Annotated in this window: 18 protein-coding genes, 1 tRNA gene and 1 pseudogene; 16 read left to right on the top strand and 4 right to left on the bottom strand. The window is 62.7% G+C overall.

Features of this window, described 5'->3' with window-relative positions; genetic code table 11:
* Positions 1–171 precede the first annotated feature (171 nt).
* Both cpdR1 and HGO38_RS20825 read left to right on the top strand, forming a co-directional pair.
* Positions 172–534, top strand: coding sequence for a response regulator CpdR1 (cpdR1, locus tag HGO38_RS20830; protein WP_084363150.1), 363 nt, complete (start codon positions 172–174; stop codon positions 532–534).
* A gap of 82 nt (positions 535–616) precedes the next feature.
* A tRNA-Val gene (locus tag HGO38_RS20825) sits at positions 617–691 on the top strand.
* 68 nt (positions 692–759) lie between these two features.
* On the opposite strand, the gene HGO38_RS20820 is transcribed toward HGO38_RS20825, so the two are convergent.
* Positions 760–1,179, bottom strand: coding sequence for a hypothetical protein (locus tag HGO38_RS20820; RefSeq protein ID WP_250957820.1), 420 nt, complete (start codon positions 1,177–1,179; stop codon positions 760–762).
* A gap of 121 nt (positions 1,180–1,300) precedes the next feature.
* On the opposite strand from HGO38_RS20820, the gene HGO38_RS20815 reads away from it, so the two are divergent.
* A complete protein-coding gene (locus HGO38_RS20815) occupies positions 1,301–2,191 on the top strand; it encodes an NAD-dependent epimerase/dehydratase family protein (protein WP_250957819.1) in 891 nt (296 codons plus the stop codon).
* Between the two features lie 45 nt (positions 2,192–2,236).
* On the opposite strand, the gene HGO38_RS20810 is transcribed toward HGO38_RS20815, so the two are convergent.
* Together HGO38_RS20810 and HGO38_RS20805 are read right to left on the bottom strand one after the other, a co-directional pair.
* Positions 2,237–3,598: an aspartate aminotransferase family protein gene (locus HGO38_RS20810; protein WP_250957818.1), complete on the bottom strand. Its 1,362-nt coding sequence runs from the start codon at positions 3,596–3,598 to the stop codon at positions 2,237–2,239.
* A gap of 94 nt (positions 3,599–3,692) precedes the next feature.
* A complete protein-coding gene (locus HGO38_RS20805; RefSeq protein WP_250957817.1) occupies positions 3,693–4,388 on the bottom strand; it encodes a fumarylacetoacetate hydrolase family protein in 696 nt (231 codons plus the stop codon).
* Positions 4,389–4,588: 200 nt separating this feature from the next.
* Here HGO38_RS20805 and HGO38_RS20800 point away from each other — a divergent pair, with 200 nt between their 5' ends.
* Positions 4,589–5,047, top strand: a complete 459-nt coding sequence (locus HGO38_RS20800) for a MarR family winged helix-turn-helix transcriptional regulator (protein ID WP_250957816.1) — start codon at positions 4,589–4,591, stop codon at positions 5,045–5,047.
* Between the two features lie 36 nt (positions 5,048–5,083).
* Here HGO38_RS20800 and HGO38_RS20795 read toward each other — a convergent pair.
* A pseudogene (locus HGO38_RS20795) lies at positions 5,084–6,062 on the bottom strand (zinc-dependent alcohol dehydrogenase family protein).
* 466 nt (positions 6,063–6,528) lie between these two features.
* On the opposite strand from HGO38_RS20795, the gene HGO38_RS20790 reads away from it, so the two are divergent.
* The 12 genes from HGO38_RS20790 (at position 6,529) to glgC (ending at position 26,178) form a co-directional block, all read left to right on the top strand.
* Positions 6,529–7,956: a mannose-1-phosphate guanylyltransferase/mannose-6-phosphate isomerase gene (locus HGO38_RS20790; RefSeq protein ID WP_250957815.1), complete on the top strand. Its 1,428-nt coding sequence runs from the start codon at positions 6,529–6,531 to the stop codon at positions 7,954–7,956.
* 168 nt (positions 7,957–8,124) lie between these two features.
* Positions 8,125–8,748: a TetR/AcrR family transcriptional regulator gene (locus tag HGO38_RS20785; protein WP_250957814.1), complete on the top strand. Its 624-nt coding sequence runs from the start codon at positions 8,125–8,127 to the stop codon at positions 8,746–8,748.
* Positions 8,745–9,716: an HlyD family secretion protein gene (locus HGO38_RS20780; protein WP_250957813.1), complete on the top strand. Its 972-nt coding sequence runs from the start codon at positions 8,745–8,747 to the stop codon at positions 9,714–9,716. Before HGO38_RS20785 ends, HGO38_RS20780 begins: the two co-directional genes overlap by 4 nt.
* Positions 9,716–10,663 carry an ABC transporter ATP-binding protein gene (locus HGO38_RS20775; protein ID WP_250957812.1) on the top strand — a complete coding sequence of 316 codons (948 nt, stop codon included), beginning with the start codon at positions 9,716–9,718 and terminating at the stop codon, positions 10,661–10,663. The genes HGO38_RS20780 and HGO38_RS20775 overlap by 1 nt, the downstream gene beginning before the upstream one ends.
* Entirely contained in the window at positions 10,660–11,826 is a 1,167-nt protein-coding gene (locus HGO38_RS20770; protein WP_250957811.1) for an ABC transporter permease, read from the top strand. Before HGO38_RS20775 ends, HGO38_RS20770 begins: the two co-directional genes overlap by 4 nt.
* Positions 11,827–11,981: 155 nt before the next feature.
* A complete protein-coding gene (locus HGO38_RS20765; protein WP_250957810.1) occupies positions 11,982–15,311 on the top strand; it encodes a transglutaminase family protein in 3,330 nt (1,109 codons plus the stop codon).
* Between the two features lie 4 nt (positions 15,312–15,315).
* Positions 15,316–17,733, top strand: a complete 2,418-nt coding sequence (locus HGO38_RS20760) for a circularly permuted type 2 ATP-grasp protein (protein ID WP_250957809.1) — start codon at positions 15,316–15,318, stop codon at positions 17,731–17,733.
* A gap of 3 nt (positions 17,734–17,736) precedes the next feature.
* Complete coding sequence (locus tag HGO38_RS20755; RefSeq protein WP_250957808.1) at positions 17,737–18,615, top strand: transglutaminase family protein; 879 nt, start codon at positions 17,737–17,739, stop codon at positions 18,613–18,615.
* Between the two features lie 134 nt (positions 18,616–18,749).
* The gene (locus tag HGO38_RS20750; RefSeq protein ID WP_250957807.1) at positions 18,750–19,913 is read left to right on the top strand and encodes a vWA domain-containing protein; all 1,164 of its coding nucleotides are present in this window, start codon (positions 18,750–18,752) and stop codon (positions 19,911–19,913) included.
* A gap of 313 nt (positions 19,914–20,226) precedes the next feature.
* A complete protein-coding gene (locus tag HGO38_RS20745) occupies positions 20,227–22,686 on the top strand; it encodes a glycogen/starch/alpha-glucan phosphorylase (protein WP_250957838.1) in 2,460 nt (819 codons plus the stop codon).
* Positions 22,686–24,899 (top strand): 1,4-alpha-glucan branching protein GlgB, encoded by a 2,214-nt coding sequence (gene glgB, locus HGO38_RS20740; protein WP_250957806.1) that lies wholly within the window; start codon positions 22,686–22,688, stop codon positions 24,897–24,899. The genes HGO38_RS20745 and glgB overlap by 1 nt, the downstream gene beginning before the upstream one ends.
* A 16-nt stretch (positions 24,900–24,915) precedes the next feature.
* The gene (glgC, locus tag HGO38_RS20735) at positions 24,916–26,178 is read left to right on the top strand and encodes a glucose-1-phosphate adenylyltransferase (protein ID WP_250957805.1); all 1,263 of its coding nucleotides are present in this window, start codon (positions 24,916–24,918) and stop codon (positions 26,176–26,178) included.
* Positions 26,179–26,182: the final 4 nt, after the last annotated feature.

The raw sequence follows: 26,182 nt of genomic DNA, 5'->3' as shown, positions 1-26,182 counted from the left end.
ATCACCAACTAGTTTGCCCCGGCATGTTGCCAGTTGCACAGATCGAAGTCCATACTAAGGGCAAGGCGGACAGGGACGCTCCTTTGAAATTCACCGGATGTTTACTCGGATTGCGTTAAAGAGGAGGGCCGGAAAGCCTTTCATTCCCCTTTTGTGAGTAACGGTCCCTCAATGATACAGAAAATCCTTCTCGCCGAAGATGATAACGACATGCGCCGGTTCCTGGTCAAGGCATTGGAAAAGGCGGGTTACAAGGTGTCGTCCTTCGACAATGGCGCAAGCGCCTATGACCGTCTGCGCGAAGAGCCATTCTCGCTGCTGCTGACCGACATCGTCATGCCCGAAATGGACGGCATCGAGCTGGCGCGCCGCGCCACCGAACTCGACCCGGACCTGAAAGTCATGTTCATCACCGGCTTCGCCGCCGTGGCGCTCAATGCCGATTCGAAGGCGCCGAAGGATGCCAAGGTGCTGTCCAAGCCTTTCCACCTGCGCGACCTCGTCGACGAGGTGAACAAACTCCTTGCGGCATAAGGGTCTGTAAAAAACTCTTCACAAAACCGGAAAAGCCTATTGACGGGCCTAACGGTTTTGTGGTCTTAAGCCGCCATCGGATGGGCGTATAGCTCAGCGGGAGAGCACTACGTTGACATCGTAGGGGTCACAGGTTCAATCCCTGTTACGCCCACCATCCAGTTTGAGATCAAAGGCTTGGCGAGACATCGCCGAGCCTTTTTTCTGTGCGGGAAATGGGGGCAGCTACCCCGCCTTTGCCCCCACCACCGTCACCTCATCCCCGACATAGACGATGAGATAGCCGCCGCTCGGGGCGGCCTGTGCAGCCCATTGCTGCAACTGGCTGGCATAGGGCTCGGTTTTCCAGATGTTTGGATGGGCCGGATCGACCAGCACGGTGATCTGCGGTCCCTGGGTATAGACCATCATATGACAGCGGGCCGGCTCCCAGGCTTCATCCATGTCGGCCTTGGTCATCCAGTGACAGAAGAAGTCGCGGCAGGTGGCGGGCCGCTCGTCATAGGCCAGACAGCCCCTGCCCGGCTGGCAATGGCGGCACACGGCATTGGCAGGCTTATCGAAGACGTCGATCTCCGGCAGGATGCAGCACAGCGAACATGTGCCGCATGATCTGCCGTCAACGATGTTCGCCGCAATGCTCATGGCCCCTCGCCTCTCTCGCTCTGGCGCGCTAGATAGCAGGCCGGTGCTGTGAGACCAAGCCGTGCGGCGCAAGGCCGCCTACGCGCTGGCGCACATTGACCAAACGAGGAGGAGTAACCCCATGACCAAACGGATCGTCTTTACCGGCGGCAGCGGCAAGGCCGGGCGCCATGTCGTGCCTTATCTCGTGGACAAGGGCCACGAGGTGTTCAACCTCGATCTGGTGCCGCTCGATCATCCGGGCGTCAACACGCTGCAGACCGACCTGACCGATAGCGGCCAGGTGTTCAATGCGCTGTCCATGCATTTTGATTTCGCAGGGCTTGAAACCGGCAAGGGACCAGCCAAGGTCGATACGGTCGTGCATTTCGCCGCCGTGCCGCGCATTCTGCTGCGCCCCGACAACACCACCTTCCAGGCCAATGTCACCTCCACCTACAATGTCATCGAGGCGGCGGTGAAGCTGGGTATCAGGAAGATCGTCATCGCCTCCAGCGAGACGACCTATGGCGTCTGCTTTGCCGAGGGCGACAAGGACTATCACCAGTTTCCGCTGGACGAGGATTACGATGTCGATCCGATGGACAGCTACGGCCTGTCCAAGGTGGTCAACGAGAAGACCGCCCGCGCCTTTGCCATGCGCTCCGGTGCCGACATCTATGCGCTGCGCATCGGCAATGTCATCGAGCCGCACGAATACGACCGCTTTCCGGCCTTCATGGCCGATCCGCCGTCGCGCAAGCGCAATGCCTGGAGCTATATCGATGCGCGCGATCTCGGCCAGATCGTTCATCTCTGCGTCGAGAAGGACGGTCTCGGCTTTCAGGTGTTCAATGCGGTCAACGACACCATCACCGCCCATCAGCCGACCGCCGAATTTTTGAAAAAATGGGCGCCCGGCACGCCGCTGGCGCGCCCTCTCGAAGGCTACGAGGCGCCGCTCTCCAACGCCAAGATCCGCAACGTCCTCGGCTTCAAGGAAGAGCACAACTGGCGGTCATACGTGGGCTGAGACGAGGCAGAGGCCGCAGTAAGCGCCGCAACCAAAAGACGGCTCTCACCGCAAGGCGACGGCCCGCCTTGCGGCCACCACGGCATCGCGAATGACCGGCGACAGGATCGCGATGATCTCGGCAAGCTCTTCGTCGCTGGCATTGTAGGGCGGCGCCAGGATCACGGTGTCGCCATTCGTCCCGTCGACATTGCCGGTCGAGGGATAGCAGATCAGCCCGGCCTCGAAGGCCCGCCGGCCGATATCCGCATGCAGGCTGGCATAGGCCGGGAATGGCGTCTTGGTCAGCGGATCGGCGACCAGTTCCAAACCGATGAAGAAACCGCGGCCGCGAATATCGCCCACCTCAGGCACGTCGGCAAAGGCGGTCCGCAGCGCCTGCCGGAAGGTTTTGCCGCGCGACAGGACGCTCTGTAGCAGCCCGTCACGGGCGATGATCTTTTGCACGGCGACGCCAGCTGCACAGGACGAGGTATGGCCGGTGAACGTATGACCGGTCATCGCTCCGCCATGGGCAGCGGCCAGCACGGCATGGATGGCCTCGCTGTAAAGGGCAGCACCCAGCGGCTGGTAGCCGCCGGCCAGCCCCTTGGCGATGCTCATGATATCCGGCACGACACCGTCCTGTTCGAGTGCCCGAAACGTGCCCGTCCGGCCCGAACCGCACATCACCTCGTCGCCGATCACCAGCACGCCGTGGCGGCGACAGACGGCGGAAACCGCCGCTGCATAGCCCTTAGGCGCCGGCACCACGCCGCCGGCCGCCCCGACCACCGGTTCGAAGATGAAGGCCGCAACAGTCTGCGCACCGATCGTCAGGATCTGCGCTTCCAGCTCATCGGCCAGATACGCTACCAACTGATGACCCTCCACGCCTTGCGGCAGGCGGTAGGCATTGGCGCTGGAGACGAAGGCGACGTCGAGCAGGCTGCCCTCGAACGCCTCGCGCCGCGCCTTGAAATCGGAGACCGACAACGCGCCGAGCGTATTGCCATGCCAGGAGCGACGCCGCGAAATGAACCGGCGACGGCTCTTTTCGCCGCGCGCCGTGTGATATTGCAGGGCGATCTTCAGGCAGGATTCCACCGCCTCGGATCCGCTGCCGACATAGACCATATGCGGAAAATGGCCGCCGGCATTGGCATTGACGATCTCCGTCAGCTCTTCCATCGCATCCGAGGTGAAGAGATAGCGATACCCGTGAGCAACCCGGTCGAGCTGCGCCTTGATGGCCTCGTTGACCTCGGGATGGGCGTGGCCCAGGCAATAGACCGCAGGGCCGCCCGATCCGTCGAGATAGCGTTTGCCGTCACTGTCGAAGAGATAGCTGCCCTGACCATAGGCGATCTTCGGCAGCGCCTTGACGCCATAGGTCCCGCTGCCCGTCACCGTCGCCCTGCTGTTCATGCCAAGCACTCCCTGATCCCATCTGTTGGAGGTGCAAATGGGCCACGGATCTGGCAGCTTGGCAAGCAGGACGATGGCCGCGGTCAGTCCATCCTTACTCCGCCGGGCCGATCGTCAGGGTGATCGGCTGCAGCCCGTCGATCTCGCCGCGCAGCACGTCGCCGGGCAGGACCGGGCCGACGCCGGCCGGCGTGCCGGTATAGATCAGGTCGCCCGGCACCAGATGATAGAATTGCGAGAGATGGCTGATCAGTTCGGCCACCGACCAGACGAGATCGCTCAGATGCGCGTCCTGCTTGGTCTCGCCGCCGACCGAAAGTGCGATGCGCTGCGGCCCGATCGGCGCAAGATCGGCCGCTTTGGTGATTTCGGCAATCGGTGCCGAGTTCTCAAACGCCTTGCCCAGCGACCACGGCCGCTGCTTGGCGCGCTCGCTCAATTGCAGGTCGCGGCGCGTCATGTCGAGCCCGGCGGCATAGCCGAAGATCGCCTTGGGCGCATCCTCGACGCTGACCCGGAAGGCCGGCGCGCCGATCGCCACCACCAGTTCCATCTCGTAATGGAAATTGGACGTGCCCGGCGGATAGGCGATGGTGCTGCCGGTCGGTACGATCGCCGAGGCGGGCTTGGTGAAATAGAACGGCGCCTCGCGATCGACCTCATAGCCCATCTCGGCGGCATGGTCGGCATAATTGCGCCCGACGCAGAAAATGCGATGCACGGGAAAACCGGCCGTTTCGCCCTTCACCGGAACCAGCGGGATTGCCGGGATGTCGAATAATGCTGTCATGGGACTGTCTGCTCCTCGTTCCAAATCGCTGTCTCCCCCGCCAGGGAAGCATGCTGCATATAAATCAGGAATGCCGGATCGCCACCAGTCTTGCCACTGAAAATCCTGCCGAACCCACACGGAGAGCCGAGCCGCACCCCCTCCCCTTTTTAATGCGAAAAAATAGCAGTAGTCTGCGACAGACGAGCCAGGGGGAGTTCATGCTGGAAATATACGAAATGCCGGGCCACCTCATCCGGAGGCTCAATCAGGTCGCGGTCTCGCTGTTCGTGGAGGAAACGGCGAAGAAGGGATACGACCTGACGCCGGTGCAATATGCAGCGCTCAGCGCCATCGGCGCGACGCCCGGCCTCGACCAGGCCACCCTGTCCAGTCATATCGCCTATGACCGCGTCACCATCGGCGGCGTGGTCGACCGGCTTGAGCAGAAGGACCTGGTCCGCCGCGAAACCAATCCGAAGGACCGCCGCGCCCGCGAACTTTTCCTGACCGACAAGGGGCAGGACACCGTCGATCGCATCCGCCCGCTGGTCTGGGAGATGCAGGCCCTGCTGCTCGGCGGCCTCGACCCGACAGAGCGCAGCCAGTTCGTGCAGCTCCTGAAAAAAGCCGTCGAGGCAAGCAACGACCTGAGCCGGGCGCCCCTGCGGTTCCCGTAGGCGCGCAAGAGATGCCGAACGGCGGGCCATCGGCTTTCACGGAACCAGGACCGCCGCCCCCTGAAAACGGCCTGCCCGCAGATCGTCCAGCGCGTCGTTGGCCCGTTCGAGCGGATAGACCGTGGTGGTGGTCCTGACGCCGGCCTTCGGCGCCAGATCGAGAAATTCGACCGCATCGGCCCGTGTCAGGTTGGCGACTGATACGACGCGCCGCTCGCCCCACAGGATGCGGTAGGGAAAGGCCGGGATATCGGACATGTGGATGCCGCCGCACACCACCGTTCCGCCCTTGGCAACAACCCTCAGCGCCGCCGGCACGAGATCGCCGACCGGCGCAAACAGGATCGCTGCATCGAGCGGCACCGGCGGCACCTCCTGCGAACCGCCGGCCCAGACAGCACCGAGCGACATCGCCATGGCCTGGGCGTCGGCATCGCCGTCGCGGGTGAAGGCATAGACCTCGCGGCCCTGAAACCGGCAGACCTGGGCAATGATATGAGCGGCAGCGCCGAAGCCGTAGATGCCGATGCGCCGGGCCTCGCCCGCCATTTTCAGCGATCGCCAGCCGATCAGTCCGGCGCACATCAGCGGTGCGGCAGCAACCGGGTCATCAAAACCGGCCAGCGGAAAAGCAAAATCGGCATGGGCCACGACATGGCTGGCAAAGCCGCCATTCCGCGTGTAGCCGGTAAAGTCCGTCGCAAAGGTTCTCCCGGCCGCTCCGGCAATAGGAGCAGCAGCCGCAGGTATGGCCAAGCCAGGGAATGCCGACCCGCATACCGGGCGACAGGCTGGTGACCTCGGGCCCGAGGCTCTCGACCATGCCGACGATTTCGTGTCCGGGTACAAGTGGTAGCTGGGGGTCCGGCAGATCGCCGTCGACCACATGCAGATCGGTCCGGCACACGGCGCAGGCCTCGACCCGCACGAGAATCTCGCCGGGGCCGGCCAGCGGCAATGGTCGCCATTCCAGTTGCAATGGCTCACCGGGTCGGCGAAGAACCATGGCCTTCATCGGCTTCAGGTTTTCAGGCATCTTGCGTCCATCCTAAAGGAGAAACAGCATAACGAGCCGCTGCTGCGAAACGCAACCGATAAGAGCTTCTGAAGGCGAGGCGTCGAGACGTTGTCCGGCAATAAGGGATCGGCAAAGGTGAAAGCTCTTCTGCCGCAAAGCCTCCGAAAGAGCATCCATCAGTCGCCTGCCAAGCCGCCGATCTTGATCTTCAGGAGCAGCCGGACACTGTCATCTTTCCCTAGGGTCAGCCAGGCGTTTCTCGCATCGGCGTCGGCATCGATATGTGTCAAACGGCCATGATAGGCTTGGAGCACAGCATAAAAAATGCAACAACCTGCCCATCGAAAGGGTTGGGCCCCGTCAAGCGTTTGCACGTCGCGAACGGCCGGAAGGGCTCACGCCCTTGTGACATGGTCGGCGTTATGCCGTTTGCGTGACCGAGAACCGAAAGGGAAAGCAGGAAATGACCGATAAGATCGTACCCGTCATCATGGCCGGTGGCAAAGGAACGCGGCTCTGGCCTCTGTCACGGGCAACGGCTGCCAAGCAGTTCATCAAGTTCCTGGGCGACAAGACGCTGTTTCAAGATACGCTGACACGGGTCAGCGATACCAAAAACTATGAGCCGCCGCTGGTGGTGACCAACGAGGAATTTCGCTTTCTGGTCGCCGAACAGGCCCGCGAACTCGGCATAACCCTGTCGGGCATCGTGCTGGAGCCGGTGGCCCGCAACACCGCCGCCGCCGTCGCGGTCGCCGCCCTTGCCGTCAGCGAGCGGTTCGGCGAGGACGCCATCCTGCAGATTCTGCCATCCGACCACGCCATCACCGTCGATGCCGCCTATCTCGCCTGCGTTCGCACCGCCCATGAGGCCGCCAAGGCCGGCAAGCTGGTGACCTTCGGCATTACGCCGACCGAGCCTGCCACCGGCTACGGCTATATCGAAATGGGCAAGAACCTTACCGGCGGCGCCTATACCGTCAGCCGCTTCGTCGAAAAGCCGGATCTGGAAAATGCCCAGAAAATGGTGGACGCTGGCAATTTCTACTGGAACTCCGGCATGTTCGTCTTCTCGGCCAAACAAATCATTGCCGAGATGAACAGCTATGCGCCCGAGGTCGTCGCCGCCGCGACGCAAGCGGTCGAAAAATCGGTGCAGGACCTTGATTTCTCCCGTCTCGACGAAACCTCCTTTGCCCAGAGCCCGAGCATTTCCATCGACTATGCCGTCATGGAAAAGACGCCGAATGCCGCCGTCGTGCCGGCCGCCATCACCTGGTCGGACCTCGGCAGCTGGGATGCGGTCTGGAAGCTCGGCGACGCTGACGAAAACGGCAATGTCGTCACCGGCAAGGCCACCGTCAGCAACACCCGCAATTCGCTGGTCATGTCGCGCACCAGCCATCTGGCCGTGCAGGGCATGGACGGCATTGCCGTGATTGCCAGCGAAGACGCCGTCTATGTCGGCCGGCTCGACGAGAGCCAGGATGTCGGCAAGCTCGTGCAGCTGCTGGCCTCGGACAAGGCGACCGCACCGCTGACCGAGACCCATCCGACGTCGCTCAGGCCCTGGGGCGGCTATACGTCGGTGCTCAATGGCGACCGCTTCCAGGTCAAGCGCCTGTTCGTGCATCCCGGCAAGAAACTCTCCCTGCAGAAGCATCACCATCGCTCGGAGCACTGGATCTGCGTGCGCGGCACCGCCGAAGTGACGGTCGGCGACAAGGAAACCATCCTGCATGAAAACCAGTCGATCTACATTCCGCAGGGCGCCGTGCATCGGCTCGGCAATCCCGGCAAGATCCTGCTCGAACTGATCGAGATCCAGACCGGCTCCTATCTCGGCGAAGACGACATCATCCGCCTCGTCGACGAATTCGGCCGCAACTGATCGTCTGACGCCGCCTCCGGTTAGAGCGCCCGACCTTCGGCGCTCCAGAGACCGCATCATAAAGCCCCGTGAAGCCCTGCTTCGCGGGTCTTTTTCTTGGCCGCGACTTGCCAATTTGACACGACTTTGTTAATGAATGACCGGTCAGTCATAATTGAAGGCAAGTGCATGACCGAGAAATCGAGACGCCGACGGGACCCGCAGGAGCGACGCGCCGACATCCTGGCCGCTGCCCTCAGCCTGTTTGCCGAACGCGGCTTCGCGGCAACGCGGATCGAGGACGTCGCCGCCAAGGCCGGAATCGCCAAGGGAACCGTCTACCTGCATTTTCCCGACAAGGAAGCACTGTTCACATCGCTGGCCTCCACCATGGCCTCGCCGATCCTCGAGCAAATGGAAATGCTTGCGGCAAACGACGCCATCTCGTCACGGGCCATGGTGGCCGGCCTTTACGAGCTGGTACAGACCGAAATTCTCGGCACCGTGCGAGGCCAAATGCTCCGCCTGCTTTTGGCCGAAGGACAATTCTTCCCCGTCGTCACGGAATTCTACCATCGCAATGTCATGACGGTCGGTTTGCGGATCCTGCGCACCGTGCTGGAGCGCGCCGCCAAACGCGGAGAATTGCACAGCGCCAAGATCGCAGCCTTTCCGCAAATGGCATTCGCCCCGGTGCTGCTGTCGATCGTCTGGCAAACGCTGTTCGAGCCCTATGAGCATCTCGATACCCGCGGCCTGTTCGAGGCCTTTCTCGACACTCTCTTCCGGACTCCCCAAGGAGATGCATCATGAAGCGCATTGCCCTGCTGCTGCTGGTCATCGGCGCCGCCCTTGTCGCCGTGCCGCTCTATTTCGAAAACGGCTCCAAGCGTCCCTACCAGGGCTGGGTCGAGGCAGACCTGCTGTTCATCGGCCCGGAAACCGCAGGCCGCCTGACATCCGTCACGGTGGCGGAAGGCGACCCGGTCGAAAGCGGCACGCCACTCTTCGGCCAGGACGATACGGCAGCCAAGGCGGCGGTGGCAGCACGGACAGCCAACATCGCTGCACTCCAGGCGCAATATCAGCAGGCCGTGATCGCCCAGAAACGGCCCGAGGAAATCACCATCCTGCAGGCCTCCGAGCGCCAGGCCGAAGCCGAACTGGCCCTTGCCGTACAGGATCTGCAGCGGGCCCGGGCGCTGGCCGATGCCGGAACGGTGACCCGCGCCAATCTGGACGCCGCCGTCGCCACCGAGGCCGCCAATCGGGCAGCGCTCGACAATATCCGCGGCCAGATCGTGCTGGCCCGGCTGCCCTCCCGCGACGAGGCCATCAGGCAGATGGCGGAGACGGTCGCCGTTGCCAGCGCCGAACGGGACGAAGCCGCCAACACGCTGGCGCGCCTTTCGGTCACCGCACCGGCCTCCGGCACCGTGCAGACCGTCTATTACAAGGCCGGAGAGGTCGTGCCGGCCGGTCGGCCGGTCGTCGCCCTCCTGTCGCCCGACGCCATCCGCATCCGCTTCTTCGTCCCCGAGACCGACATGGCCGGCATTGAACGGGGCCGGCAGGTGCGCGTCGCCTGCGACGGCTGTCCGCCGACCACGGCCCGCATCAGCTTCATCTCGACCAGCGTCGAATATACGCCGCCGGAAATCTACAGCGTCGAGGAACGCGCCAAGCTGGTCTACCGCGTCGAGGCGGTGCCGGAAAACCCGCAAGCCATGAAGCCCGGCCTGCCGGTGGACGTTACCCTGGCCGCATCGGACCCACGGTGATGACCTCTTCTTTGTCTCCGCCTTCTGCCGAACTGGTGATTGACGTCAAAAATCTCACCAAGAGCTTCAATGGGCGCGTCGTCGTCGACAGCCTGTCCCTCAGCGTCCGCAAAGGCGCCATCCATGGCTTTCTCGGCCCCAACGGCTCGGGCAAGACGACGACGATCCGCATGCTCTGCGGTCTGCTGACCCCGGATTCCGGCAGCGGCACCTGCCTTGGCTATGATATCCTGACCCAGTCGGACAGCATCCGCCGGAGGGTGGGCTACATGACCCAGAAATTCTCGCTCTATCAGGATCTGTCGATCCGCGAGAATCTGGAATTCGTGGCCCGCGTCTACAATCTTGCCGCACCCCGGCAGAAAGCCGCCGCCGCCATCGAGAGGCTCGGCCTCGGCGGCCGGGAGAACCAGCTGGCCGGCAATCTGTCGGGCGGCTGGAAGCAGCGGCTGGCGCTGGGTGCCTGCATCCTGCCCGAACCGGACCTGCTGCTGCTGGACGAACCGACGGCCGGCGTCGATCCCAAGGCGCGTCGGGAATTCTGGAGCGAGATCCACGCCCTTGCCGCCGAAGGCCTCTCGGTGCTGGTCTCCACCCACTACATGGACGAGGCCGAGCGCTGCCACGAGATCGCCTATATGGCCTATGGCAAGCTGCTGGTGCGCGGCACCGTCGAAGAGGTCATCGCCTCGACCGGCCTGCACACCTGGACCGTATCCGGTCCTGGCGTGCACAAGCTGCAGGCCGATCTGGAACAGCGTCGCGGCATCGATATGGTCGCGCCCTTCGGCACCAGCCTGCATGTCTGCGGCCGTGACGATGCCCTGCTGCTCGACGCCATCGCCCCGTTCCGCAGCCGGCAGGATCTGGTCTGGACGCCAAGCGCGCCAACCCTGGAGGACACGTTCATCGAACTGATGAACCGCTCGAAGGACAATTTCCAATGACCGCGGCCCGCAACGAAAACGGCAATGGCAATGGCAATGGCAATGGCTTCCTGCGCCGCTTCTGGGCGATGACCGTCAAGGAATTCATCCAGATGACCCGCGACCGCATCACCCTTGCCACCATGGTGATGATCCCGGTCATGCAGCTGTTTCTCTTCGGCTTTGCCATCAACACCACGCCGCACAACCTGCCGACAGCGGTCCTGATGCGGGAAAACAGCGATATCGGCCGCTCGATCCTGGCGGCGCTCAAAAACACCGATTTCTTCGACATCCGCGCCGTTCTGACGCGGGCCGAGGACATGGACCGCATGCTGGAATCCGGCAGCGCGCTGTTCGTCGTCGAGATCCCGGCAGGTTTCGAGCGTGCCGTGCGGCGCGGCGACAACCCGTCCCTGCTGGTCGCTGCCGACGCCACCGATCCGGTGGCGGCCAGTTCGGCGCTCGGCGCCCTGTCGGGCATTATCGCAACCGCCCTCGAACACGACCGCCACATCACGATTGCCGAGGCGAGCAAGCCGCCCTTCACCATCGTTCAGCACCGCCGCTACAATCCGGCCGGCTCCTCGACGCTCAACATCGTGCCCGGCCTGCTCGGAACGATCCTCACCATGACGCTGCTGATCTTCACGGCCTTGTCCGTGACCCGCGAGGTGGAACGCGGCACCATGGAAAACCTGCTCTCCATGCCGATCAAGCCGATCGAGATCATGCTCGGCAAGATCGCGCCCTATGTGATGATCGGCCTGTTGCAGGCGATGATCATCATTGCCGCCGGCTATTTCGTCTTTCGCGTGCCCATACTCGGCAGTCCGGCGGCACTTGCGGCCGTAACGGCCCTGTTCGTCGTCTCCAACCTGTCGATCGGCTACACCTTCTCGACGGTCGCCACCAACCAGCTGCAGGCCGTGCAGATGGCGATGATGTTTTTCCTGCCCAACATCCTGCTGTCGGGCTTCATGTTCCCCTTTGCCGGCATGCCGACATGGGCCCGAGGGATCGGCGAGGCGCTGCCGCTCACCCACTATATCCGCATCGTGCGCGCCATCATGCTTAAGGGCGCATCGATCGACGTACTGGCCTATGACACGGCTATGCTGGTGCTGCTGACCATGGTCGCCATGGCCATTGCGGTCAGGCGTTTCCGCCGCACGCTGGATTGACAAAGACCGTCTCCGGCCGCCGACACGCCATGCTGCCGGTGCAACGGTCGATTTGTTTATCGTCAGATCGTCCTTGCTTTATCGGCGTGCATTGCACAAGATCGCGGCAATAACTGTAAAAACGTAAAGTTCGGGCATACCGGGCAAGGGGCGACATGTCGATCAAAGCCAGTATTTATCACCTCACCCACTATAAATACGACACGCCCGTGCGGCTCGGTCCGCAGATCATTCGCCTGAAACCCGCCGCCCATTCGCGCACCAAGGTGCTCAGCCATTCGCTGAAGGTGACGCCGGCCAATCACTTCGTGAACCTGCAGCAGGACCCCTACGGCAACTACCAGGCCCGGTTCGTTTTTCCCGATCCGGTGACCGAGTTCAAGATCGAGGTCGATCTGGTCGCCGACATGACGGTCTACAATCCCTTCGATTTTTTCGTCGAGGAAGAGGCCAGCAAATGGCCCTTCTCCTATCCCGCCGAAATCCGCGAGGATCTGGCGATCTACATGAAGCCGGAGCCCGATAGTGCCGCCCTGGCCGCCTTCATGGATACCGTCGACAAGACGCCCGGCCAGACCACGGTCGACATGGTGGTGGGCTTGAACGCCCGCCTGCAGCAGGAGATCGGCTATGTCATCCGCCTGGAACCCGGCGTGCAGACCCCGGAAGACACGCTGACCATCGCCAAGGGCTCGTGCCGCGACACCAGCTGGCTGCTGGTGCAGATCCTGCGCCATCTCGGGCTGGCTGCCCGCTTCGTCTCCGGCTACCTGATCCAGCTGAAACCCGACCTGAAGGCGCTGGACGGCCCGTCTGGTACCGAAGTCGACTTTACCGACCTGCATGCCTGGTGCGAGGTCTATCTGCCCGGCGCCGGCTGGGTCGGCCTCGACCCGACCTCGGGCCTTCTGACCGGCGAAAGCCATATTCCGCTGGCCGCCACCCCGCATTATCGCAATGCCGCGCCGATATCAGGCGGTTATTTCGGTCATGCCAGGACCGAATTCGATTTCGAGATGACGGTGAAGCGCGTCGCCGAACATCCGCGCATCACCAAACCGTTTTCCGAGGAATCCTGGGATGCGCTCAACGCTTTGGGCAAGAAGGTCGACAAGGAACTGGCCGCCGGCGACGTCCGGCTGACCATGGGCGGCGAGCCGACTTTCGTGTCGATCGACGATTTCCAGTCCGGCGAGTGGAACACCGATGCCGTCGGCCCGACCAAGCGCGACAAGGCCGACCAGCTGATCCGCAAGCTGCGCGAACGCTTCGCGCCCGGCGGTTTCCTGCATTACGGCCAGGGCAAATGGTATCCGGGCGAAAGCCTGCCGCGCTGGACCTTCTCGCTCTACTGGCGCCGCGACGGCCTGCCGATCTGGCAGAACCCCGACCTGATCGCCGAAGAAGGTGCCAAGACCGGCGCCAAGCCGGAAGACGCCGAAAAGCTGCTGACGGCGATTGCCGAAGAACTGGCGGTCTCCGGCGACATGGTGGTGCCGGCCTATGAGGATCCGGCCGAATGGATCATCAAGGAAGGCAGCCTGCCGGAAAATGTCGATCCGTCCAATTCCAAGCTCACCGACCCGGAGGAGCGCAACCGCATCGCCCGCGTATTCGAGCGCGGCCTGACCACACCGTCCGGCTATATCCTGCCGGTGCAGGCCTGGAATTCCAAAGCCTCCGGCCGACGCTGGGTCAGCGAAAAATGGCGCACCCGCCGCGGCAAGATCTTCCTGGTGCCCGGCGACAGCCCGGTCGGCTATCGCCTGCCGCTCGGCACCCTGCCCTATGTGCCGCCATCGCAGTTTCCCTATATCCATCCGGCCGACCCTTCCGAACCACGCAAGCCGCTGCCCGAACAGATCAAGCCGGCCGGCCGCACCATGCCGGAGGCCTCGTTCCAGGCCGATGACGGCGGCCAGCAGGAGCGGGTCGAACAGACGCTGAGCGAAATCGCCGGCGCTGTGCGCACCGCCATGTCGGTCGAGCCGCGCGACGGCCGCCTCTGCGTCTTCATGCCGCCGGTCGAGCGCATCGAGGACTATCTGGAACTGGTGGCAGCCGCGGAAAATGCCGCCGCAGCGATCGGCCTGCCGATCCATATCGAAGGCTATGCGCCGCCCCATGACGAGCGCATCAATGTCATCCGCGTTGCGCCCGATCCGGGTGTCATCGAGGTCAACATTCACCCGGCCTCGACCTGGGAGGACTGCGTCGCCACCACCGAAGCCGTCTATGAGGAGGCCCGCCAGTCGCGGCTCGGCGCCGACAAGTTCATGATCGACGGACGCCACACCGGCACCGGCGGCGGCAACCATGTCGTGGTCGGCGGTGCCAATCCCAATGACAGCCCGTTCCTGCGCCGTCCCGACCTGCTGAAAAGCCTGATCCTGCACTGGCAGCGCCATCCCTCGCTCTCCTATCTGTTCTCCGGCCTGTTCATCGGCCCGACCAGCCAGGCACCGCGCATCGATGAAGCCCGCCACGACAGCCTTTACGAGCTGGAAATAGCCCTTTCGCAGATCCCGGCACCGGGCGAAGGCAAAATGCCGCCTTTGCCCTGGCTGGTCGACCGGCTGCTGCGCAACCTTTTGATCGACGTCACCGGCAATACCCACCGCGCCGAGATCTGCGTCGACAAGCTGTTCTCGCCGGATGGCCCGACCGGCCGTCTCGGCCTTGTCGAGTTCCGCGGCTTCGAAATGCCGCCGAACGCCCGCATGTCGCTGGCCCAGCAATTGATGATCCGCGCCCTGATCGCCCGTTTCTGGAAAAACCCGATCGGCGGCGGCCTGGTGCGCTGGGGCACGTCGCTGCACGACCGTTTTATGCTGCCTCAGTACATCTGGCAGGATTTCCTCGAAGTGCTGGCCGACCTTGGCGATCACGGTTTCGATTTCAAGCCGGAATGGTTCGCCGCCCAGCTGGAATTCCGCTTCCCCTTCTATGGCGAGGTCGAATACGACAGCGCCAAGCTGGAACTGCGCCAGGCGCTCGAACCCTGGCACGTCATGGGCGAACAGGGCGCCATCGGCGGCACGGTGCGTTTCGTCGACTCGTCCGTCGAGCGCATGCAGGTCCGCCTCGAAACCGGCAATCCGGAACGCTATGCGGTGGCCTGCAACGGCCGGCGCGTGCCTTTGTCGAAGACCGGCACCAATGGCGTCTCGGTCGGCGGCGTGCGCTACAAGGCCTGGCAGCCGGCCTCCGGCCTGCATCCGGTCCTGCCGGTCAATACGCCGCTGACCTTCGACATCTACGACACCTGGTCCGGCCGCTCGATCGGCGGCTGCGTCTATCACGTGGCGCATCCGGGCGGGCGCAATTACGATACATTCCCTGTGAATGGCAACGAAGCCGAGGCCCGCCGGCTTGCGCGATTCGAACCATGGGGGCACAGTGTTGGTCACTATCCGCTGTGGCCGGAGACCGTTTCGCCGGAATTCCCCCACACTTTGGACTTGAGGCGACCCCAGGGCATCTGACGATATGGCGAAACAACCGGCGGCCCAACGAAGCCAGAAACCCCAGGACAAGAGCGCGGCTCTGGGTCAGAGCTACAAGGCCCTGCCGGGGGTTGCCGACGAAATGCTCGACAAGGACGGCAATATCCGCCCGGTCTGGCAGACCTTCGTCGCAGCCATCGATCGCATGACGCCCAATGAACTCCACGAGCGCTTTGCCCGGGCCGATCGTTATCTGCGCGACGCCGGGGTCTTCTACCGGGCCTATGGCGCGGCCGGCAGCAGCAGCGACCGCGCCTGGCCGTTTTCGCATATCCCGGTGCTGATCTCCGACGCCGAGTGGAAGGGCCTTGCCGAGGGGCTGGTGCAGCGCGCCAATCTGCTCGAGGCCATCGTCGCCGACATCTATGATCGCAACAGCCTGGTCGAGGAAGGGTTCCTGCCCTCGGCGCTGGTCGCCTCCAACCCGGAATTCCTGCGCCCGCTGGTCGGCATCAAGCCGGCCGGCGGTCACTACCTGCATTTCTGCTCGTTTGAGATCGGCCGCGGTCCGGACGGCAACTGGTGGGTGCTGGCTGACCGCACCCAGGCACCGTCAGGGGCAGGCTTTGCGCTCGAAAACCGCGTTGCCACCGCCCGCGCCTTTTCCGATCTCTATGCCGAGACCCATGTGCACCGGCTGGCCTCGTTCTTCGGCGCCTTCCGCGATGCCCTGCAGAGCAACAAGCAGACCAGCGAAGACCGCATTGCCATCCTGACACCGGGTCCCGCCAACGAGACCTATTTCGAACATGCCTATATCGCCCGCTATCTCGGCATCATGCTGCTCGAAGGCGAGGACCTGGCGGTCATCAACGGCAATGTCATGGTGCGCACCGTGGCAGGACCGAAGCCGATCAGCGTGCTGTGGCGACGGCTGGATGCCGCCTATGCCGATCCGCTGGAACTGAACCAGAGCTCCCATATCGGCACGCCCGGCATGGTCCAGGCGCTACGCAACGGGTCGGTGACCTTCGTCAATGCGCTGGGCAGCGGCATTCTCGAGACCCGCGCCCTGCCGGCCTTCCTGCCGTCGATCTGTCGCCATTTGCTGAACGAAGACCTCGCCCTCCCGTCGATCGCCACCTGGTGGTGCGGACAAAAGGCCGAACGGGAGCATGTGGCGCGCAATGTCAGCCGCATGGTGATCGGGCCGGCTTTTTCCCGCATGCCGTTCTTCGACGACAATGGCCAGTCGGTGCTCGGATCGACGCTGCGCAGCAGTGCCCGCGAAAAGATCACCGAATGGCTTGAGACGGACGGCGCCAAGCTGGTCGGCCAGGAGGCGGTGACGCTCTCCACCACGCCGGCCATCGTCGACGGTAAGCTGACGCCGCGCCCGATGAGCCTGCGCGTCTATGCGGCCCGCACCCGCGACGGCTGGCAGATCATGCCGGGCGGCTTTGCCCGGATCGGCAGCGGCGACGATGTGGCTGCCATCGCCATGCAATCGGGCGGCAGCGCCGCCGATGTGTGGATCGTCAGCGACAAGCCGGTGGAACGCACCACCCTGCTGCCGGCCGAGGAGGATTTCACCCGCAACATGCCCGGCAGCCTGCCGAGCCGCGCCGCCGACAACCTGTTCTGGCTCGGCCGCTATATCGAGCGGGCCGAAGGCGCCCGGCGCATCCTGCGCGCGTGGCACGCCCTTTTCGCCAAAACCGCCGATCCCGGGCAGCCGCTGCTGGCCTATGTCACCGAATATCTGGCGGCCACCGACGTAGACATGGACCGCGGCGTGCCGGAAAGCCTGCTGCGCAGCATCGACAGCGCGGTCTATTCGGCCAGCAATATCCGCGACCGCTTTTCCCCCGATGGCTGGCTGGCGCTGAACGACCTGGCCAAGACGGCACGGCGTTTTCACGACACCGTCAAGCCCGGCGACGATGCGGCCCACGCCATGACCATCCTCCTGCGCAAGCTGGCAGGCTTTGCCGGCCTGGTGCACGAAAACATGTACCGCTTTACCGGATGGCGCTTCCTGACGGTCGGCCGCTTTCTGGAACGCGGCCTGCATATGACGCGGCTGCTCGGCCACATGACTGGTGAAGACGCGCCGGACGGGGCGCTCGACATGCTGCTGGAGATCGGCGACAACGTCATGACGCACCGTCGCCGCTACAACGTCAACACGGCGCGCCTGACGGTCACCGACCTGCTGGCGCTCGATCCCCTCAACCCGCGCTCGATCCTGTTCCAGCTGAACGAGATCCGCACCGAAGTCGAGCAATTGCCGAATGCCTTCGTCAATGGCCAGATGTCGCCCTTCTATCGCCAGGCCATGCGCCTGCATTCGGGTCTGGCGGTGATGACGCCGGAAACCATGAGCGCCGACATCTACCAGAACCTCGAAGAAGAGCTCGAAAAGCTCTCCAACGTCCTCGCTCGCACCTATCTCGGGTAGACCATGCTGTACGATCTTTCCCTGCATATGGGCTATGTTTACGACGTTCCGGCCTCCGGAGGGCACCATATCGTCCGGCTGCTGCCGCTGTCCCTGCCGGAGCGGCAGCGCCTGATTGCCGGATCGGTGTCGTTCGAGCCGCTACCGGACGAGAAAGCCCATTTCGTCGATTTCTTCGAGCACCCGGCGATTTCCATCCAGTTTCGCTCGTCCCACGACAGGCTCGACATTCGCATGCAGGCCCGGGTCCAGGTGGAAAGCCACCCGATGCCGGCGGATTTTTCGCCGCTGCTCGACCGGCTGCCGCTGGAGCTTGCCGAATACTGGTCGCTGGATTCGGCCTCGCCCCATCACTTCATGGGAACGAGCCCGCGCATTGGCGACGTGCCGGAGATTGCCGCCTATGCCCGCAAGGGCCTGAAGTCCAGCCAGACCGTGCGCCAGATCGCCGAAGCGCTCTGCACGCGGATCTACACGGATTTCACCTATGACGGCGACGCCACCACCGTCGACACGACGCCGAAGGAAGCCTTCGCCCTGAAAAAGGGCGTCTGCCAGGATTTTTCCCATGTGATGATCGCCGCCCTTCGGAGCCTCGGCATACCGGCCGGCTATGTCAGCGGTTTTCTGCGCACCATTCCGCCACCGGGCAAGGAGCGGCTCGAAGGGGCCGATGCCATGCATGCCTGGGTGCGCGTCTGGTGCGGCACGACGGCCGGCTGGATCGAACTGGATCCGACCAACAATATCCCGGCCGGCACGGATCACGTGGTCGTCGCCTATGGCCGCGACTATTCCGACGTTGCTCCGGTGATTGGTGTGCTAAAAAGCTACGGAAGCCACCAGATCGAGCAATCGGTCGACCTTGTGCCCGTAAAATAGCCTGAAAATACTCCTTTGCACCCCCTATCGATAAAACTTGAGCATTCCATTTAAGCCGAATGTGAGGTTTTTTTCGTATGCCTTCATCCAGGGTGCTAGAACAATGGGTGTTGGAGATGATCGGCTTTTCAGCAATGCGTGGGACGCTCCGGCGTCTGGCCAATGACAGACGCGGCAATTTCGGCCTGATGACGGCGCTGATCCTTCCGGTCGGCATGGCGACGGTCGGCGTTGCCATGGACATGACCAAACTGATGCAGGTTCGCTCGGAACTGCAGGCTGCGGCCGATTCGGCGGCCCTGGCAGCGGCCTCGGCTCTCGCCGGCCAGGGGATCACCGATGACGAAGCCATCGAACTTGCGCGCAATTTCCTTGTGTCCCAGATGGCCAATCTGACCAACAGCGAGAGCGACACCTCGGATGAGGATATCAACGAGGATCTCGATGAGAACACGCTGACGACGATCAGCGAAACGTCGAACGGCAGCACAGGCGCCACTTACGACGTGAAGGTCGACGCCGATTACAATGTAGCGATGAACGCGTTCACCAGCCTGCTGGGTTATGACACCGTCACGATTTCGGTCAGCAGTTCCTCGCAGAGTTCGACCGAGAGCAAGAACGCCCTGTCGATGTTCCTCGTGCTCGACCGCTCCGGTTCGATGGCTGAAGAGACCACGACATCCTACACGGGCACCTGCACGAATAAAAAGGGCAAGACCTACTCCTGCACGAAATACTACACGAAGATGGAAGCCCTGCAGCTGGCGGTGGCCGATCTGACGGCGCAGCTCGACACCGCCGATCCGGACCAGATATATGTGCGGACGGCAGCCGTTTCGTACAACGCGTCAATGCAGACCCCGACATCCTTCGAATGGGGCACCGCGACGGCCCTGGCCTATGTCAACGCGCTGACGGCGACCGGCGGCACCGATTCCTCGGATGCCATGGAGAAGGCCTATACCAAGGTCACGGCGTCGAGCGAAGTCACAGCGCACACCAACAAGAGCGGCCAGACTGATCCGGGCAAGTACATTCTGTTCATGACTGACGGCGACAACAATTACACCAGCGCCGACACCGAGACCAAGGCGACCTGCGACAAGGCAAAGGCTGCCGGTGTGGAAGTCTACACCGTCGCTTTCATGGCGCCGACGCGCGGCCAGACACTGCTGGCCTACTGTGCGACAGACACGTCCCATTACTACGATGCCGACGATGCCGAGGAAGTGGTCGCCGCCTTCAAGGAAATCGGGGAAAAAGCGTCTCTTGCCACCACCCGCCTGACGCAATGAGCCGTTAGCCGCTCATTTCCGGCACCCCTTCCAGGGTCGTCTGCCGGTTACAGGACCGTCGTTCAAACCGCGTCGCCATCAGGGCGGCGCGGTTTTTTTTCGTCATCGAACCGTCTCACCGATCTGCAATAAATACAGGGGCTTATACTACCCTTGTCAAGGAACGTTGGCATTTTGGTGTTTGCCAAAATCGTCTGTTGCAAGTCCTTCATAACGATGCGTAAACTGTATTCTCTGATCGTCTGCCGGACCAGAATCACCCCGGTTAAACGTCGTCCTGACGTAACTCTCAAACGTGTTGGCGAAATCCATGATCAAAACCCTCAGCAAGACCGATCTGCCTCTGCCCGCGCCGCGGGTTTCCACTCCGGAAACCCTTGCTGCGGAGATCATCGAACGCCTGACCTACAGCATCGGCAAGGATGCCAAGGTCGCCCAGCCCCATGACTGGCTGACCGCCACCATTTTGGTGGTGCGCGACCGCATCATCGATCGCTGGATGGAATCGACGCGCAACACCTACGAGACCAATGCCAAGCGGGTTTACTATCTATCGCTGGAATTCCTGATCGGCCGCCTGATGCGCGATGCCATGTCCAATCTCGGCCTGATGGAGGAGATCCGCCAGGCGCTGGCATCGCTCGGCGTCGACATGAACATCATTGCCGGGCTGGAGCCCGATGCCGCACTCGGCAATGGCGGCCTCGGTCGCCTCGCCGCCTGCTTCATGGAAAGCATGGCGACGGTCAACATCCCCGCCTATGGCTACGGCATTCGCTACGTGCACGGCCTGTTCCGCCAGCAGATGGCCGAGGGCTGGCAGGTGGAACTGCCCGAGACCTGGCTTGCCCACGGCAACCCCTGGGAATTCGAGCGCCGCGAAAGCTCCTATGAAATCGGCTTCGGCGGCGGCGTGGAAACCGTGTCCGGCCAGAACGACGAGATCCGCTATGTCTGGAAGCCGAGCGAACGGGTGATCGCCACCGCCTACGACACGCCGATCGTCGGCTGGCGCGGCGAGCGCATCAACACGCTGCGGCTGTGGTCGGCCCAGCCGATCGACCCGATCCTGCTGGCCGCCTTCAATGCCGGCGACCATATCGGCGCGCTGCGCGAGAGCAACAAGGCCGAGACACTGACCCGCGTTCTTTATCCGGCCGACGGCACGCCAGCCGGCCAGGAACTGCGCCTGCGCCAGGAATATTTCTTCTGTTCGGCGTCCCTGCAGGACATCGTGCGCCGCCACCTGCAGCAGGGCAACGAATTGAGCGCCCTACCCGACAAGGTCGCGATCCAGCTCAACGACACCCATCCGGCAGTCTCCGTCGCCGAACTGATGCGCCAGCTCTGCGACATCCACGGCATGGATTTCGATACCGCCTGGGACATTACCGGCCGCACCTTCTCCTATACCAACCACACGCTCCTTCCCGAAGCGCTGGAGAGCTGGCCGGTGCCGTTGTTCGAGCGGCTGCTGCCGCGCCACATGCAGCTGATCTATTCGATCAATGCCAAGTTCCTGCTGGAAGCGCGCAAGCAGAAGAGTTTCACCGACGCAGAAATCGCCAATATCTCGTTGATCGACGAAAATGGCGACCGGCGCGTGCGCATGGGCAATCTGGCCTTTGTCGGCTCGCACAGCATCAATGGCGTATCGGCACTGCATACGGAGCTGATGAAGGAAACGGTCTTTGCCGACCTGCACAAGATCTACCCGACCCGCATCAACAACAAGACCAACGGCATCACGCCGCGCCGCTGGCTGATGCAGTGCAATCCGGGCCTGACCTCGCTGATCCGCGAGGCGATCGGCGAGGAGTTTCTCGACGATGCCGCCAAGCTGACGGCGCTCGATGCCTTTGCCCATGACGACGCGTTCCAGAAGAAGTTCGCCGCCGTCAAGCGCGCCAACAAGGAGCAGCTCTCCAATCTGGTCGCCAGCCGCATGGGCATCCGCCTGGATCCCTCGGCCATGTTCGACATCCAGATCAAGCGCATCCACGAATACAAGCGCCAGTTGCTGAACATCATCGAGACGGTGGCGCTCTACGACCAGATCCGCTCCCATCCCGAACGCGACTGGGTGCCGCGCGTCAAGCTTTTCGCCGGCAAGGCAGCGCCGAGCTATCACAATGCCAAGCTGATCATCAAACTGGCCAATGACGTGGCGCGGGTGATCAACAACGATCCCTCGGTTCGCGGCCTGCTGAAGGTCGTGTTCATTCCCAACTACAACGTGTCGTTGGCCGAGGTCATGGTGCCGGCCGCAGATCTTTCCGAACAAATTTCCACCGCCGGCATGGAAGCGTCGGGAACCGGAAACATGAAGTTCGCGTTGAACGGGGCGCTGACCATTGGCACGCTCGACGGCGCCAATGTGGAAATGCGCGATCACGTGGGGGAAGAGAACATCGTAATCTTCGGAATGACGGCGGACGAAGTGGGCAAGATACGCGCCGAGGGTCATAATCCCCGGGCCGTCATCGAAGGCTCGCGCGAGCTGTCGCAGGCTTTGGCCGCCATTGCCTCCGGCGTCTTTTCGCCGGACGACCGCGGCCGCTTTTCAAGCCTGGTGGATGGCATCTATCACCATGACTGGTTCATGGTCGCCGCCGATTTCGATGCCTATGCCAAGGCGCAGCGCGATGTCGATACGATCTGGAGCGACCCGAAATCCTGGTTCTCCAAGACGATCTTCAATACGGCTCGCATGGGTTGGTTCTCCTCCGACCGCACAATCCGGCAATATAGCGCCGACATCTGGAGAGCTTGATGAAAAAACCACCGAAGCAGGTCGGCGAAACCGTCTCAGTCGCGGCATTGCCCGCAGCCGAGATCGAGGCACTTGTCTCCGGCCGGCATTCGGATCCTTTCAGCGTGCTGGGCATTCAGCAGGCGGCAGCGGGCTTCGTCGCCCGTTGCTTCATCCCCGGCGCCGAGGCGGTCACGGTGATGACCCTGGACGGCGCCACGGTCGGCACGCTGGACCGCCTCAACGATGCGGGCTTTTTTGCCGGCAAAGTGTCCGTATCGAGCTTCCAGCCGCTTCGTTATCGCGCCGAGCGCGGCGATGCCGAATGGACGGTGACCGACCCCTACAGTTTCGGCCCGGTGCTTGGGCCCATGGACGACTACTTCCTGCGGGAAGGGTCGCATCTGCGCCTGTTCGACAAGATGGGCGCGCATCCGCTCAAGCATCAGGGCGTCGACGGCTTTCATTTCGCCGTCTGGGCGCCGAATGCCAGCCGGGTGTCGGTGGTCGGCGACTTCAACGAATGGGATGGCCGCCGCCATGTCATGCGGTTGCGCCGCGACACCGGCATCTGGGAAATTTTTGCCCCCGATGTGATGGTAGGCTCGGCCTATAAGTTTGAGATCGTCGGCAAGGACGGCGTGCTTCAGCCCCTGAAAGCCGATCCCTTCGCGCGCCGGGCCGAACTGCGGCCCAATACCGCGTCGATCACCGCCGCCGAACTGGTGCAGGACTGGCAAGACGAAGCCCATCGCCGGCATTGGTCGACCGTCGACCAGCGCCGCCAGCCGATCAGCACCTACGAAGTGCATGCCGGTTCCTGGCAGCGCCGGGCCGACGGCTCGATGCTCAGCTGGGACGAACTGGCCGAACGGCTGATCCCTTACTGCGTCGAGATGGGCTTTACCCATATCGAGTTCATGCCGATCACCGAACACCCCTACGACCCCTCCTGGGGTTACCAGACGACGGGGCTTTATGCCCCGACCGCCCGCTTCGGCGAGCCGGAGGGCTTTGCCCGCTTCGTCAACGGCTGCCACAAGGTCGGCATCGGCGTGATCCTCGATTGGGTGCCGGCCCATTTCCCGGTGGACGCCCATGGCCTGCGCCATTTCGACGGCACGGCGCTTTACGAGCACGAGGACCCGCGGCAGGGCTTCCATCCCGACTGGAACACCGCGATCTACAATTTCGGCCGCATCGAGGTGCTGTCCTACCTGATCAACAACGCGATGTACTGGGCGGAGAAATTCCATCTCGACGGCCTGCGCGTCGATGCGGTCGCCTCCATGCTCTATCTCGATTATTCCCGCAAGGAAGGCGAGTGGGTGCCCAACGAATACGGCGGACGGGAAAATCTCGAGGCCGTGCGTTTCCTGCAGAAGATGAACCACCACGTCTACGGCTCGCATCCCGGCATCATGACCATTGCCGAGGAATCGACCTCATGGCCAAAGGTCTCCCAGCCGGTGCACGAAGGCGGACTGGGCTTCGGCTTCAAGTGGAACATGGGCTTCATGCACGACACGCTGAGCTATTTTGCCCGTGATCCGCTCTATCGCAAGTTCCACCACCAGGAAATCACCTTCGGCCTGCTCTATGCCTATAGCGAGAATTTCGTCCTGCCGATTTCCCATGACGAAGTGGTGCATGGCAAAGGCTCGATGATTGCCAAGATGCCGGGCGACGATTGGCAGAAATTTGCCAACCTGCGCGCCTATTATGCCTTCATGTGGGGCTATCCGGGCAAGAAACTCTTGTTCATGGGCCAGGAATTCGGCCAGTGGAGCGAGTGGAGCGAGAAGAAGTCGCTCGACTGGAATCTGCTGCAATATCCCCTGCACGAAGGCATGCGCCGCCTGGTGCGCGATCTCAACGGCTATTACCGCTCCAAGCCCGCCCTGCATGCCCGCGATTGCGAGGGCGAAGGTTTCGAGTGGCTGATCGCCGACGACGACGACAATTCGGTCTTTGCCTGGCTGCGCAAGGCGCCGGGTGAGAAGCCGGTGGCGATTATCTGCAATTTCACGCCGACCTATCACGAGCGCTATTCGGTACCCTTGCCGGTTGCCGGGCGCTGGCGCGAAATCCTGAATACCGATGCCGAGATCTACGCCGGCAGCGGAAAAGGCAATGGAGGTCGCGTGGAGGCGACCGAGCATGCAAGCGGCGGCATCAGGGCGAATTTGACCCTGCCGCCTCTGGCCGTGATCATGCTCGAACTCGAACACTGATGCTGGGAGGAAAACAATGACGGGTAAACGGGTACAACCTCTGGCACGCGATGCCATGGCTTATGTTCTGGCGGGGGGGCGTGGCAGCCGCCTCAAGGAATTGACGGATCGACGCGCCAAGCCGGCGGTCTATTTTGGCGGCAAGGCGCGCATCATCGATTTCGCCCTGTCCAACGCCCTGAATTCCGGCATCCGCCGCATCGGCGTTGCCACCCAGTACAAGGCCCATTCGCTGATCCGCCATCTCCAGCACGGCTGGAACTTCTTCCGCCCCGAGCGCAACGAGAGCTTCGACATTCTGCCGGCCAGCCAGCGCGTGTCCGAAACGCAATGGTACGAGGGCACGGCCGATGCCGTCTACCAGAACATCGACATCATCGAGCCCTACGGCCCGGAATATATGGTGATCCTGGCCGGCGACCATATCTACAAGATGGACTACGAACTCATGCTGCAGCAGCATGTCGACACCGGCGCCGATGTCACCATCGGCTGCCTTGAGGTGCCGCGCATGGAAGCCGTCGGCTTCGGCGTCATGCATGTCAACGAAAAGGACGAGATCAGCGCCTTCATCGAAAAGCCGGCCGACCCGCCCGGCATTCCCGGCAACGAGGAATTCGCGCTGGCCTCAATGGGCATCTACGTCTTCCACACCAAGTTCCTGATGGACATTCTGAAGCGCGATGCCGCCGATCCAAATTCCAGCCGGGATTTCGGCAAGGACATCATTCCCTACATCGTTCAGAACGGCAGGGCGGTCGCCCATCGCTTTTCGCAGTCCTGCGTACGCTCCGATTTCGAGCGCGAGCCCTATTGGCGCGACGTCGGCACCATCGATGCCTATTGGCAGGCCAATATCGACCTGACCGACATCGTGCCCGAGCTCGACCTCTACGACAAATCCTGGCCGATCTGGACCTATGCCGAGATCAATCCGCCGGCCAAGTTCGTGCATGACGACGAAGGCCGCCGCGGCTCGGCGATTTCGTCGCTGGTCTCGGGCGATTGCATCATTTCCGGCTCCTCGCTGCTGAAAAGCCTGTTGTTTACCGGCGTGCGGGCCAATTCCTATTCGCGACTGGAAGGCGCCGTCATCCTGCCGAAGGTGCAGATCGGCCGCCATGCGCGCCTGACCAATGTGGTGATCGACCACGGCGTGGTCATTCCCGAAGGCCTGGTGGTCGGCGAAGATCCTGATATCGATGCCAAGCGCTTCCGGCGCTCCGAGAACGGCATTTGCCTGATCACCCAGACCATGATCGACAAACTGGATCTGTGAACCC

Origin of the sequence: Rhizobium sp. CG5 (assembly GCF_023701945.1) — a bacterium.
Lineage (GTDB): Bacteria > Pseudomonadota > Alphaproteobacteria > Rhizobiales > Rhizobiaceae > Allorhizobium.
The sequence above is the reverse complement of the archived record's forward strand: the minus strand, read 5'-3'. Positions and strand labels throughout refer to the sequence as shown.

What these genes read in the sequence shown, in the direction of transcription:
- HGO38_RS20750 (WP_250957807.1), top strand. Translation starts at nt 18,750, where the DNA reads ATGCGTGGGACGCTCCGGCGTCTGGCCAATGACAGACGCGGCAATTTC.
- glgB (WP_250957806.1), top strand. Translation starts at nt 22,686, where the DNA reads ATGAAAAAACCACCGAAGCAGGTCGGCGAAACCGTCTCAGTCGCGGCA.
- HGO38_RS20820 (WP_250957820.1), bottom strand. Translation starts at nt 1,179, where the DNA reads ATGAGCATTGCGGCGAACATCGTTGACGGCAGATCATGCGGCACATGT.
- HGO38_RS20805 (WP_250957817.1), bottom strand. Translation starts at nt 4,388, where the DNA reads ATGACAGCATTATTCGACATCCCGGCAATCCCGCTGGTTCCGGTGAAG.
- HGO38_RS20815 (WP_250957819.1), top strand. Translation starts at nt 1,301, where the DNA reads ATGACCAAACGGATCGTCTTTACCGGCGGCAGCGGCAAGGCCGGGCGC.
- HGO38_RS20780 (WP_250957813.1), top strand. Translation starts at nt 8,745, where the DNA reads ATGAAGCGCATTGCCCTGCTGCTGCTGGTCATCGGCGCCGCCCTTGTC.
- HGO38_RS20810 (WP_250957818.1), bottom strand. Translation starts at nt 3,598, where the DNA reads ATGAACAGCAGGGCGACGGTGACGGGCAGCGGGACCTATGGCGTCAAG.
- cpdR1 (WP_084363150.1), top strand. Translation starts at nt 172, where the DNA reads ATGATACAGAAAATCCTTCTCGCCGAAGATGATAACGACATGCGCCGG.
- HGO38_RS20755 (WP_250957808.1), top strand. Translation starts at nt 17,737, where the DNA reads ATGCTGTACGATCTTTCCCTGCATATGGGCTATGTTTACGACGTTCCG.
- HGO38_RS20775 (WP_250957812.1), top strand. Translation starts at nt 9,716, where the DNA reads ATGACCTCTTCTTTGTCTCCGCCTTCTGCCGAACTGGTGATTGACGTC.
- HGO38_RS20765 (WP_250957810.1), top strand. Translation starts at nt 11,982, where the DNA reads ATGTCGATCAAAGCCAGTATTTATCACCTCACCCACTATAAATACGAC.
- glgC (WP_250957805.1), top strand. Translation starts at nt 24,916, where the DNA reads ATGACGGGTAAACGGGTACAACCTCTGGCACGCGATGCCATGGCTTAT.
- HGO38_RS20760 (WP_250957809.1), top strand. Translation starts at nt 15,316, where the DNA reads ATGGCGAAACAACCGGCGGCCCAACGAAGCCAGAAACCCCAGGACAAG.
- HGO38_RS20790 (WP_250957815.1), top strand. Translation starts at nt 6,529, where the DNA reads ATGACCGATAAGATCGTACCCGTCATCATGGCCGGTGGCAAAGGAACG.
- HGO38_RS20800 (WP_250957816.1), top strand. Translation starts at nt 4,589, where the DNA reads ATGCTGGAAATATACGAAATGCCGGGCCACCTCATCCGGAGGCTCAAT.
- HGO38_RS20770 (WP_250957811.1), top strand. Translation starts at nt 10,660, where the DNA reads ATGACCGCGGCCCGCAACGAAAACGGCAATGGCAATGGCAATGGCAAT.
- HGO38_RS20785 (WP_250957814.1), top strand. Translation starts at nt 8,125, where the DNA reads ATGACCGAGAAATCGAGACGCCGACGGGACCCGCAGGAGCGACGCGCC.